The organism is Polaromonas hydrogenivorans (genome assembly GCF_040105105.1).
Classification (GTDB): domain Bacteria; phylum Pseudomonadota; class Gammaproteobacteria; order Burkholderiales; family Burkholderiaceae_C; genus Polaromonas; species Polaromonas hydrogenivorans.
The window spans coordinates 3,531,786-3,543,548 of record NZ_CP157675.1 but is presented as its reverse complement, the minus strand read 5'-3'; the positions used below and the strand labels follow the sequence as shown (position 1 = coordinate 3,543,548).

Here is an 11,763-nt window from a genome sequence, read left to right as displayed (position 1 = left end):
ATCATGTCTGCCGTTCTTGAAGCTTTAACCTCTCCCCCGGAACCTCGCGTCAGGCATCAGACAGTCACCTCCGTGCCACCGGCCAATCCCCTCAAGATGCGCTGCTCCAGTTGCCACCTGGGGGAGTTGTGCCTTCCTTGTGGAATCGCCGTGAGCGATGTGCAGCGTCTGGACGAATTCAGGTTCGGCAGGCGCAAGGTCAAGACAGGGCAGACCCTTTATCGTGAAGGCGACCGTTTTCAGTTCTTCTATGCCGTGCGCAGCGGCACCTTCAAATCCAAGCTGATGCTGGCGGACGGAAGAGAGCAGGTCAACGGGTTTTGCATGACCGGAGAAATCATGGGTCTGGACGGAGTGGCTTATGGAACCCATGCCAGCAGTGCCATTGCGCTGGAAGACGCCGAGGTCTGCGCCATTCCCTATGCCCAGCTGACTGAACTGGCGGCAGGCAACTCCGGCCTGCAGCAGGTGTTTGCGCGAATCATGAGCCGCGAGATTTTGCGCGAGCACAGCTTGATGACCCTGCTCGGAAGCATGAATGCCGAAGAACGGCTGGCCGCTTTTTTGCTCAATTTGTCGCACCGCCTGAAAGTACGCGGCTATTCGGCCACCGAATTTCACCTGCGGATGTCGCGTGCCGAGATCGGCAGCTACCTTGGAATGACACTGGAAACCGTCAGCCGCACCTTTTCCACCTTTCAGCAGTTGCGTCTGCTTGAAGTGGACAAGCGCCACATTCGGCTTGTTGATGTCGAGGGTTTGACGCGAGCTTTCAAGACGGGCTTGAATTGAGGCGCAATCCATGGTTTTCCCTTCACTGGGCTTGTTCGCCCATTCGCTGCAATTTCTTCAGCCATTTCCCGGCGTCTGCCTCGTTGAGGCTGGCAGTCATGCCTATCAGCGTCTCATGGACCGGCTTGATCCCAACGAAGCCAAGAATATTGCGCTCCAGTGACTTGATGCTGTGCGCCCGGAAATACCAGCGGTAGAGCAGGGCGGGCATGCCCATGGTGACGACAATCCGGGCTGATCGGCCTGTCAGGGCTTTTTTTGTGAAGGCCGCATTGCTGCCCTCGCGTTCAAAGGCAAAGCCTGGCCGTGCTATCTGCTCCAGAAAACCCTTGAGCAGGGCTGGCATGTCGCCCAGCCAGAGTGGAAAGAAAAAAACGATATGTTCCGCCCAGCGAATGTCTGCCTGGGCCTGTTGCAAGCCTGCTGGCAGCGAACCTTCTTCCCATGCCTGCTGGCTGCGCAGCAGGGGGAAATCAAGTTCGGCCACGTTGGTCCTGCGCACCAGATGGCCGGTATGTTGCGCACCAAGGGCATAGGCATCGGCCAAACCATGGCAAAGATGGGGCTGGGACATATCCGGATGCCCCTGAACCAGGAGAATTCGTTGAAGCGTCATGAATGCGCAAGATTTTTTATGCTATCAATAATATAGCTGTATGTGCAGGTGTAGTAAGCGCAATAGCCAGTTTTCATTCGCAAATTGAAAAATTGGCTACTCAAGGGCTTGTGCCGACGCAGGCGGGCGCTCATGTCCCGCAGGTAGGTGGCCATTCATTGGGGATATGGCTTTACCGGATGCGATACGGGAGATGGGCTGTCGGGTGGGGCTGCCGGTTTTTCCCTTGAAAGCTTCCTCGCGTTCAGGCAAGGCTGCCGGAAAGTTGCTTAAAGCCCGTTCCATGCGGTCCTTGGTCTTGCCAATGAACATGTGGTTCATCTGGGCCATCATTTCCATCTGCGTCTGCATACTCGTTGTGGCCACTTGCTGCCAGTATTGAATCGGGTTTTCCCAATAAAAACTCATCAGGTCTGAGTGAATGCCTGGCAGATCGACAGGGCCATTTGCAGCGCACAGCTTTTGTGCCGCCGCCTCGTGAATCATCAAGGCCTGATGGGTCGCTTGCTGCCGGGCCTGGTGCAGGGTTTCTCTGCTGCGAAACCATGTGCAGGCCGCTCCCATGGCTGTCGCATATTGTTCCCGGACAAGGTCTGACCAGAAGTTCAGAACTGGCGACGTACCCTCAGGCTGGGTTTGAGAAGAAAACGGACGAGATGATTTTTGGCTCACTGGTAATTTCCTTTAAGGGTTGAAAATTCAGGAAAATCTTGATGCAGTGAGTCCATTTTGTGAGTCACTTCGCCAGTACCTTTTGATCTGGCGCAAGCCCTTCATTCAGCACGGGTAACTTCATGTAATCAACAAACTGCCTCCATGAAGCGCAAGCATGGACAGAGGCCATGCAGCGACTGTTGAGTTTTTGTTGAGCCGTCAACACGGCTTCTTTCAACGGAAATCCAGAGCGATGGTCAAAAAATTCATTTGCCTGGCTGATTTCACCGTTTTGGGTTTAATAACTACGCTATAATTTAAAGCTTGGCGGCTGTAGCTCAGTTGGATAGAGTACTTGGCTACGAACCAAGGGGTCGTGGGTTCAATTCCTGCCAGCCGCACCAGACGACAAGCCCTAGAACAGTGATGTTCTAGGGCTTTTTCGTTTCTGCGCTACCTTAACGCCCCGTACCCTTGCGTGACTTGTTGCGTGGCTTATTCCCCCTCTCTGCGTTTACGACACGCAACAAGGTGGTCCGGTCCACCGTAAATTGCACCTTGTTTGCGACTTCCACCAGCCTGGCCACCGTGGCCGTTGCATAGGGCTGTGGCATACCTTCTATCGCATGGCCTGCCTCGCCACCAACTTGTCGCGTGAGCAGGCGTGTCTCGTCGCGCGCATTGATCACCGGATGGCAGCCTTCGCTGGTCAGCGCACAGGCCTAACCCCGCCTTCTGCGAGGAGGCGCAGACGAGGGCGGTGCGGCATTCACACGCCACATCAGGGTAAGTACTGACCAAAAAACAGATGCGCTGGATTTAAATCATAGTTATATTTAATAACTAGATGGTTTTAATTCATAACCTGTTTTGAGCCAAGGAACCCGATGACAAACACTCCTAAACCCTTACCTGCGACGCACGCCCGGACGGCGACCGACACGGTTGGTTCACCGAGTCACTGATGGCGTCGATCGCCCAGGCGGCTCCCGATGCCAAGGTGCAGAAAACCTGACCCTCCGCCTTGGCAGCGGCGGCACAAAACGAGATACCCAGTTCCAGAGGAGACAAACCCATGACCCCCATGAAATTCCGGCCCCTGACCTTTGGCGTGACCCGTGTCACGCTGCGCGACGGCGCGCCGGGCGTCCATTACCTGCAGGCCGACCAGGCGCTTCAGCCCTATCCTGAGCGCATGACGGACAGGCTCAGGCACTGGGCGCAGACCGTGCCCGAGCGCAGCTTCGTTGCCCGGCGCATCAAGCTGGCCGACGGCAGCCTGGGCGACTGGCGCCATGTGAGCTATGCGCAAACCTGGCAAACGGCGCGCAATATTGCCCAGGGACTGATCGAGCGCGGCCTGAGCGCCCGGCGCCCGGTGGTCATCCTGAGCGAAAACAGCATCGAGCATGCGCTGCTGTCGCTCGGCTGCCTGCTCGCCGGCGTGCCCTTCGTGCAGACCTCGCCCGCCTATTCGCTGATCAGCACCGATTACGAAAAACTCAGGCATGTCATCCGCACCGTGACACCCGGCATGCTGTTTGCCAGCGATGCGGCCCGCTATGGCAAGGCCCTGCAGGCCGTGGCCAGCGAGGACATGGAAGTGGTCCTGCTCGAAGGCGAACTGGCGGGCCGGCCCAGCACCTCTTTTGCAGCGCTGGCCGCCACCGCCGAAACCCCGGCGGTGGACGCCGCGATGGCCGCCACCGGCCCGGACACCATCACCAAATTCCTGTTCACCAGCGGCTCGACCAAGCTGCCCAAGGCCGTCATCAACACCCAGCGCATGTGGTGCGCCAACCAGCAGCAGATGGCCCAGTCGATGCCGGTGCTCACCGAGGCGCCGCCCGTGCTGGTGGACTGGCTGCCGTGGAACCACACCTTCGGCGGCAACCACAACGTCGGCATGGTGCTCTACCACGGCGGCACGCTCTACATCGACGACGGCAAGCCGACCCCGGCGCTGATGCACGAAACCCTGCGCAACCTGCGTGAAATCGCCCCCACGGTGTATTTCAACGTGCCCACGGGTTTCGAAGCGATTGCCCTGGCCATGAAAACCGACAGCCAGCTGCGCAAGACCCTGCTGTCGCGCGTCCAGATGTTCTTTTATGCCGGCGCCTCGCTGGCCCAGCCGGTGTGGGACAGCCTGTACGAGAGCGAAGAGCTTGAGATCGGCGAGCGCATCGTGATGGCGACCGGCCTGGGCATGACCGAATCCGGCCCGTTCGGCCTGTATGTGACCAGCCCCAATGTCCAGGCCGGCGACCTCGGCGTGCCGACGCCAGGCATGCAGGTCAAGCTGGTCGATCTCCAGGGCAAGACCGAAATCCGCTACCGTGGCCCCAACATCACGCCGGGCTACTGGCGCGCGCCGCAGGAAACCGCCGAGGCCTTTGACGAGGAAGGCTTCTTTTGCTCGGGCGATGCGGTCAAGTGGATCGACGAGACCGACATCCACAAGGGCCTGAAGTTTGACGGCCGCATTGCCGAGGACTTCAAGCTCGCCACCGGCACGTTCGTGAGCGTCGGCCCGCTGCGCGCCAGGATCACAGCTGCCGGCGCGCCCTACATCCAGGACGTGGTGCTGACCGGCATCAACCTGAAGGAAGTCGGCGCCATGGTGTTCCCGACCCCGGCGGTGCGGCGCTTGAGCGGCCTGCCGGCCGGCACTTCCATGCACGACGTGCTCGACAGCCCGCCGGTGCTGGCCCACTTCCAGCAAGTGCTCAACGAGCTGGCCAAGACCGCCACCGGCAGCGCCAACCGCATCGCCCGCCTGTGCCTGCTGGCCGACCCGCCGACGATAGAGCGCGGCGAAGTCACCGACAAGGGCTCGATCAACCAGCGCGCCGTCCTGACCCACCGCGCCGACACCGTGAACAAGCTGCATGCCGACGAGCTGCACTACATCCTCAAACCCCAAGCCTGAACAGGGAGAAATTCGCATGGCACACACTGGTTTTTTCAACGCCTTCGATGACATCTGGATGCTGGCCGGCGTGCGCACCCCCATGGTCGATTACTGCGGCGCACTCGGCCACATCTCGCCCACCGACCTGGGCATCAAGGTGGCCCGCGAAGTCTTAGCGCGCGCTGGCGTGCCCGGGGAGGACATCGGCTCGGTGATTGCCGGCAACATGGCGCCCGGCGATTTTGACCAGTTCTTTTTGCCGCGCCACATCGGCCTGTATGCCGGCGTGCCGGTGGACGTGCCGGCCCTGATGGCCCAGCGCATCTGCGGCACCGGCTTTGAGCTGTTTCGCCAGGCCGGCGAGCAGATCCAGGGCGGCGCCTGCGAGGCTGCGCTGGTCGTGGGCACCGAAAGCATGACGCGCAACCCGATTGCCGCATTCGACCACCGCACCGGCTTCAAGCTCGGCGCGCCCGTGGGGTTCAAGGACTACATGTGGGAGGCGCTCAAAGACCCGGCCGCCGGGATCAACATGATCCAGACGGCCGAGAACCTGGCGAAAAAATATGGCATCCAGCGCGAGGAGGTCGATGAATTCGCCTCCAGCTCGTTCGCCAAGGCCGTGGCGGCGCAGCAAAGCGGTTTCCATGCCGGTGAAATCGTGCCCATCGTCACCGAGAAATTCGAGCTGGAGGGCTACAAGCCGCGCGGTATCCGCCTGCAGGGAAAGACCACGGAAGTGGCGCTTGACACCCATGCCCGCCTCTCGCCCGCCGACGTGCTGGCCAGGCTCAAGCCGGTCTATGAAGGCGGCGTGCAGACCGGCGGCAACAGCGCCGCGCTGGTCGATGCGGCGGCGGCGGCCGTGGTGAGTTCGGGCGCCTACGCCAAGGCGCAGGGCAAAACGCCGCTGGCCCGCGTGGTCGCCTCAGCCGTGGTCGGCGTGCCGCCCGAGATCATGGGCATCGGCCCGGCACCGGCGATCCAGCTGCTGCTGGCGCGTTGCGGCTTGAGCTTGGCGCAGATCGGCCGCTTCGAGATCAACGAAGCGCAGGGCGCGCAGACGCTGGCCGTGGGCCGCGAACTCGGGCTGGATTTGAGCCGTCTGAACGTCAACGGCGGCGCGATTGCGCTCGGTCATCCGCTGGCCGCCACCGGCGTGCGCCTGACCATCACGCTGGCGCGCGAAATGAAACGCGCCGGCGTGCGCTGGGGCATTGCCTCGGCCTGCATCGGCGGCGGCCAGGGGATTGCGCTGCTGCTGGAGAACCCCGAGGCAGCCTGAGCTGGTGTTTTTCAGAAAAATATGAATCAAAAGTGACTTTTGCGCACGACCCGCATGCATAAGCAGCTATTAAAAACATAGTGACTGGCAGGCGGGTGTGGCGTAGCGTCACCCGACAGTGAAAAAACCAGTGATTTTTAAACAAAAAGTGCCTATTGCGTATGCTCCACGGGCGCAAGTAGCTACATAAACAATAGCAAAAAGGAATTGACATCATGCACATTCAAGGACAAGCCGCGCTGGTCACCGGCGGCGGCTCCGGCCTCGGCGAAGCCACCGCCCGCGAACTGGCCCGCCTGGGCGCGAAGGTTGCCGTGCTGGACGTGAACCTGGAGAATGCCCAGCGCGTGGCAGCCGAGATTGGCGGCCTGGCCTGCCAGTGCGACGTGACCAGCGGCGACAGCGTGCAAGCGGCCATCGACGCCGCCGCAGCCGCCCATGGCCCGGCCCGCATCCTGATGCAGATTGCCGGCATTGGCGCCGCCAAGCGCGTCATCGGCAAGGACGGCTCGCCGGCGCCGCTGGAAGATTTCGCCCGGGTGGTCAACGTCAACCTGGTCGGCACCTACAACGTGGCCCGCCTGTTCGCAGCCGCCTGCGCCAAACTCGCGCCGATGGAAGACGGCGAGCGCGGCGCGATGGTGTTCACCGCCTCGGTGGCGGCCTTTGACGGCCAGGTCGGCCAGCAGGCCTACAGCGCCTCCAAGGGCGGCGTGGTCGGCATGACGCTGCCCATGGCGCGCGACCTGGCGCTGCACGGCATCCGTGTCTGCACCATCGCGCCGGGCCTGTTCGCCACGCCACTGATGAAAACCCTGCCCGAGCCGGTGCAGGCCTCGCTGGCCGCGAGCATTCCGTTTCCTTCTCGCCTGGGCAAGCCGAGCGAGTTTGCCGAGCTGGCCTGCCACATCGTGAGCAACGGACACCTGAACGGCGAAGTGATCCGCCTCGACGGCGCATTGCGCATGGCCCCGCGTTGAACTTCGGAAAACAACCATCATGAGCAAAACCGTTGTGTATGAACTCGAAGTGATGTTCGGCGACTGCGACCCCGCCGGCATCGTCTTCTTCCCCAACTTCAGCAAGTGGATGGATGCGTCCTCGCTGAACTTCTTCGTCAAGTGCGGCGTGCCGCCCTGGCGCGAACTCATCAAGACGCGCGGCATCGTCGGCACGCCGCTGCTGGAAATCAACACCAAGTTCATGCGCCCGGCCACCTATGGCGAGCGCCTGCAAATCTACACCAGCGTCACCGAATGGCGTGACAAGGTGTTCATGCACAAGCATGTGGTCAAGCGCGGCGACGACGTGCTCTGCGAAGGCACCGAAGTGCGCGCCTTCGTCATCCACCCGCCCGAAGCGCCGGACCGCATCAAGTCGATTCCCGTGCCAGAAGACATCAAGGCCTTATGTTCCTGAAAATTTTGCTGCCGACGATACCTAGACCCAAGGAGACATTTATGAAACTGAAAAAAACCTTCATCGCCACCGCATTAGCCCTGTTGGCCTGCGGCACCGCTCTGGCCGACATCACCATCGGCGTGAGCCTGCCGCTGACCGGCCCCGCCTCTGGCCTGGGCATTCCGGTGAACAACCAGATGAAGCTGTGGCCCAGCACCATCGGCGGTGAAAAGGTCAGGCTCATCATCCTGGACGATGCCACCGATCCGACCAACGGCACCAAGAACGCCAAGCGCTTCGTGACCGATGACAAGGTGGACATCATCATCGGCTCGGTCGCCACGCCGGTGGCCATTCCGATTGCCGACGTGGCCGCAGAGTCGAAAACCGTGCAGCTGTCGCTCTCGCCCATTCAGCTGCCGCCAGGCAAGGATGGCTGGACCTTCCGCATGCCGCAATCCAACGCCGTGATGTCGCACGCCATGATGGGCCTGATGAAAAAGCAGGGCGTGAAGACGGTCGGCTTCCTGGGCTACACCGATGCCTATGGCGAAGGCTGGCTCAAGGACTTCACCGCCGAGGCCGAAAAGAACGGCATCAAGGTCATCGCCACCGAGCGCTTCGCACGCTCGGACACCAGCGTGACCGGCCAGGTGCTGAAACTGGTGGCCGCCAACCCCGACGCAATGCTGATCGTCGCCTCGGGCAGCGGCGCGGCCATGCCGCACATGGCGGTGGTTGATCGCGGCTACAAGGGAAAAATCTACCAGACGCACGCTGCCGCCACGCGTGACCTGATGCGCGTGGGCGGCAAGGCGGTGGAAGGCGCCTATGTGGTGTCCGGCCCGGCCGTGATTGCCGAGCAGTTGCCTGACAGCCATCCGTCCAAGAAAGTCGCCATCGACTTTGTGCAGAAGTTCGAGAAAGCCTATGGCCCCGGTTCGCGCAACCAGTTTGCCGGCCATGGTTATGACGCCGAACTGGTGCTCGAAAAAATCGTTCCCATGGCGCTCAAGAAAGCCAAACCCGGCACGCCGGAATTCCGCGCAGCGCTGCGTGACGCCATGGAAACCATGGGCCGTAGCGTAGTGGCGCATGGCGTGGTGAACTGGACCAAGGACGACCACTGGGGCTACACGCCTGAAACCGGCGTGATGCTCAAGGTGGTCAACGGCGACTGGAAAGTCGAATAAGCCGTTAGTCCCGGCACGCGCGGCTCGGCTCCAACCGCCCCGCGCGCTGCCGAATCTTCTCCCTTTTTTCTCTCCTCAAGGCTTCCCCATGGATTTTTCGATCGCCAGCATTTTGCTGCTGGACGGCGTGACCAATGGTGCCATTTACGCCCTGTTGGGCCTGGCGACCGTACTGGTCTTCACCGTCACACGGGTCATCTTCATCCCGCAAGGCGAGTTTGTTGCCTATGGCGCGCTGACGCTGGCCATCCTGCAAACCGGGAAGATTCCCGGCACCGTCTGGCTGCTGCTGATTCTGGCGGCCATCGCCGCCGCGATGGATGGCGTGGGCGCCTGGCGTCGCCACCACAATGCCTTGGCCGCCCTGAAGTCGGCGCTCAAGACCCTGGTGATTCCTGTCGTGGTGGCCGGCCTGACCGCCTGGGCGGCGCCGCTGCAAATGCCGCTGCTGCTGCAGGCGCTGCTCAGTGTGTGCATCGTCACCGCCTTTGGCCCGCTGGTGTACCGCGTGGCCTACCAGTCGCTGGCCGATGCCTCGCCGCTGGTGCTCTTGATTGTCTCGGTCGGCGTGCATTTCGCCATGACCGGGCTGGGCCTGCTGTTTTTTGGCGCCGAGGGATTCCGCAACCCGTCGTTCTGGGATCTGCGCATGAGCCTGGGCGCGCTCACCCTGAGCGGCCAGGCCATCATCATCATGGTGACCTCGGTCGCACTGATCGTGCTGCTCTGGCTGTTTTTTGAACGCTCGCTCTACGGCAAGGCGCTGCGCGCCACGGCGGTGAACCGCCTGGGCGCGCGCCTGATGGGTATTTCCTCGCAGTCGGCGGGCCAGCTGACGTTTGCCATGGCGGCGCTGATCGGCGCGCTGTCGGGCCTGCTGATCGGGCCGACGACCACGATTTTTTACGACTCGGGCTTTCTCATCGGCCTGAAGGGCTTCGTGGCGGCGGTGGCGGCAGGTCTGGCCAGCTACCCCGGCGCGCTGCTGGGCGCGCTGTTCGTCGGCCTGGTCGAGGCGTTTGCCTCCTTCTGGGCCAGTGCGTTCAAGGAAGTGATTGTGTTTACCCTGATTTTGCCGGTGCTGTTGTGGCGTTCCCTGCAAGGCGGACATTCGGATGAGGAGCACTGAGATGCTGGCAAGACGTTATGGACTCTGGGCGCTCATCGTGGTGCTTGTTGGCGTGGCCGTGCTGCCGCTGCCCGATTTCTGGATCACCCAGCTCAACTACATCGGCCTGTACAGCCTGGTCTGCCTGGGGCTGGTTCTGCTGACCGGCGTGGCCGGGCTGACCTCCTTCGGCCAGGCCGCATTTGTCGGCATCGGCGCTTACTCGACCGCCTGGCTGACGCTCAACACCGGCCTGTCGCCGTGGCTCACGCTGTTCATCGGCCTGGGGCTGACGGCGGCCTGCGCGCTGATCCTGGCTTTGCTCACGCTCAGGATGTCGGGACACTACCTGCCGCTGGCCACCATGGCCTGGGGCCTGTCGCTCTACTACCTGATGGGCAACCTCGACGCGCTGGGAAAATACGACGGCCTGCTGGGCATCCAGGGCCTCACGCTGCTGGGCTGGGAAGTCGGCCAGGGGCGCGGATTTTTTGCGCTGACCTGGGCCATCGTCGTGCTGGCGGCGCTGGCCATCGTGCAACTGCTCGACTCCCGGGCAGGGCGGGCGATGCGGTCGCTGCGCAGCGGCACGCTGATGGCCGAGGCCATGGGCGTGTCCACGCTGCGCTACAAGATCATCATTTTCCTGATCGCCGCACTGCTGGCGTCCCTCTCGGGCTGGCTCTTTGCGCACTTTCAGCGCACCGTCAACCCCTCGCCCTTCGGGCTGAAGATGGGCATCGAGTACCTGTTCATGACGGTGGTCGGCGGCGTCGGCCATGTCTGGGGCGCGCTCACCGGCGCGCTGCTCACCAAGCTGCTCGAAGACCAGCTCCAGGTGCTGCTGCCCCAGTGGCTGGGCACCAGCGGCAGCTATGAAATCATTGTGTTCGGCATCGTGCTGGTGCTGATGCTCAAGTTCCTGCCCGATGGCCTGTGGTCCTTCGTGGATCGGCGCGTGCCCCGCGCCAACCGCAAGGAAGACTGGGCCGGCGCCCCCGATCTGCCCGCGCGCGCCAAGCCGGAGCAGGGCGAACTGGTGCTAGACGTGCAGGCCATCCGCAAGGAGTTCGGCGGGCTGGTCGCGGTCAAGGACATCAGTTTCCAGATCCGCGCTGGCCAGATCGTCGGCCTGATTGGACCGAACGGCGCCGGCAAATCGACCACCTTCAACCTGATCTCTGGCGTGCTGTCTCTCACCAGCGGCAATGTGGTGTTTCGCGGCGAGAAAATCGGCGGCCTGCGGTCACGGGAGATTGCGGCACGCGGCATGTCGCGCACCTTTCAGCACGTCAAGATGATTCCCGACATGAGCGTGCTGGAAAACGTCGCCCTGGGCACCCACCTGCGCGGCGCCAAGGGCGTGGTGTCGGCCATGACCCGGCTCAACCGCAGCGAAGAAAAGCAGTTGTTCCGCGAAGCCCAGCGCCAGCTCGAGCGTATCGGCATGGGTGCTTTTCTGCATGAGCAGGCAGGCAACCTGGCGATGGGGCCGCAGCGCCTGATGGAAATTGCACGCGCCCTGTGCAGCGATCCGGCCCTGCTGCTGCTCGACGAGCCGGCCGCCGGCCTGCGCCACCAGGAAAAGCTGGCCTTGGGCGGTGTGCTGCGCCAGCTGCGCGCCGAAGGCATGAGCATCTTGCTGGTCGAGCATGACATGGACCTGGTCATGGGCATCTGCGACCACCTGGTCGTGATGGAGTTCGGCACCTACCTGACCGAAGGCACGCCGGCCTTCATTCAGCAAAGCCCCGCCGTGCGCGCCGCCTACCTCGGCACGGAACATTAAGGAAACACGCC

General features: G+C 62.2%; 10 protein-coding genes and 1 tRNA gene. 9 read left to right on the top strand and 2 right to left on the bottom strand.

Annotation, left to right across the window (positions count from 1 at the left end):
• Positions 1-3 precede the first annotated feature (3 nt).
• On the top strand, positions 4-792 hold the full coding sequence (locus tag ABLV49_RS17080; protein WP_349278304.1) for a helix-turn-helix domain-containing protein: 789 nt from the start codon (positions 4-6) through the stop codon (positions 790-792).
• 22 nt (positions 793-814) lie between these two features.
• Here the strand turns inward: ABLV49_RS17080 and ABLV49_RS17075 are convergent, their stop codons facing one another.
• Both ABLV49_RS17075 and ABLV49_RS17070 read right to left on the bottom strand, forming a co-directional pair.
• On the bottom strand, positions 815-1,408 hold the full coding sequence (locus tag ABLV49_RS17075; RefSeq protein WP_349278302.1) for an NAD(P)H-dependent oxidoreductase: 594 nt from the start codon (positions 1,406-1,408) through the stop codon (positions 815-817).
• Positions 1,409-1,504: 96 nt separating this feature from the next.
• Positions 1,505-2,080, bottom strand: coding sequence for a phasin family protein (locus ABLV49_RS17070; protein ID WP_349278301.1), 576 nt, complete (start codon positions 2,078-2,080; stop codon positions 1,505-1,507).
• A gap of 309 nt (positions 2,081-2,389) precedes the next feature.
• On the opposite strand from ABLV49_RS17070, the gene ABLV49_RS17065 reads away from it, so the two are divergent.
• The 8 genes from ABLV49_RS17065 to ABLV49_RS17030 all read left to right on the top strand — a co-directional run bounded on the left by ABLV49_RS17065 (position 2,390) and on the right by ABLV49_RS17030 (position 11,752).
• Positions 2,390-2,466, top strand: a tRNA-Arg gene (locus ABLV49_RS17065).
• A 671-nt stretch (positions 2,467-3,137) separates the two neighbouring features.
• Positions 3,138-4,994, top strand: a complete 1,857-nt coding sequence (locus tag ABLV49_RS17060) for a feruloyl-CoA synthase (protein WP_349278299.1) — start codon at positions 3,138-3,140, stop codon at positions 4,992-4,994.
• A gap of 16 nt (positions 4,995-5,010) precedes the next feature.
• Entirely contained in the window at positions 5,011-6,261 is a 1,251-nt protein-coding gene (locus ABLV49_RS17055) for a thiolase family protein (protein WP_349278297.1), read from the top strand.
• A 215-nt stretch (positions 6,262-6,476) separates the two neighbouring features.
• Positions 6,477-7,241 (top strand): SDR family NAD(P)-dependent oxidoreductase, encoded by a 765-nt coding sequence (locus ABLV49_RS17050; RefSeq protein ID WP_349278295.1) that lies wholly within the window; start codon positions 6,477-6,479, stop codon positions 7,239-7,241.
• Between the two features lie 19 nt (positions 7,242-7,260).
• The gene (locus ABLV49_RS17045) at positions 7,261-7,680 is read left to right on the top strand and encodes an acyl-CoA thioesterase (RefSeq protein WP_349278293.1); all 420 of its coding nucleotides are present in this window, start codon (positions 7,261-7,263) and stop codon (positions 7,678-7,680) included.
• A gap of 41 nt (positions 7,681-7,721) precedes the next feature.
• Positions 7,722-8,855 (top strand): ABC transporter substrate-binding protein, encoded by a 1,134-nt coding sequence (locus tag ABLV49_RS17040; protein WP_349278291.1) that lies wholly within the window; start codon positions 7,722-7,724, stop codon positions 8,853-8,855.
• A gap of 88 nt (positions 8,856-8,943) precedes the next feature.
• Positions 8,944-9,984 carry a branched-chain amino acid ABC transporter permease gene (locus ABLV49_RS17035; RefSeq protein ID WP_349278289.1) on the top strand — a complete coding sequence of 347 codons (1,041 nt, stop codon included), beginning with the start codon at positions 8,944-8,946 and terminating at the stop codon, positions 9,982-9,984.
• A gap of 1 nt (position 9,985) precedes the next feature.
• Entirely contained in the window at positions 9,986-11,752 is a 1,767-nt protein-coding gene (locus ABLV49_RS17030; RefSeq protein WP_349278287.1) for a branched-chain amino acid ABC transporter ATP-binding protein/permease, read from the top strand.
• Positions 11,753-11,763 lie beyond the last annotated feature (11 nt).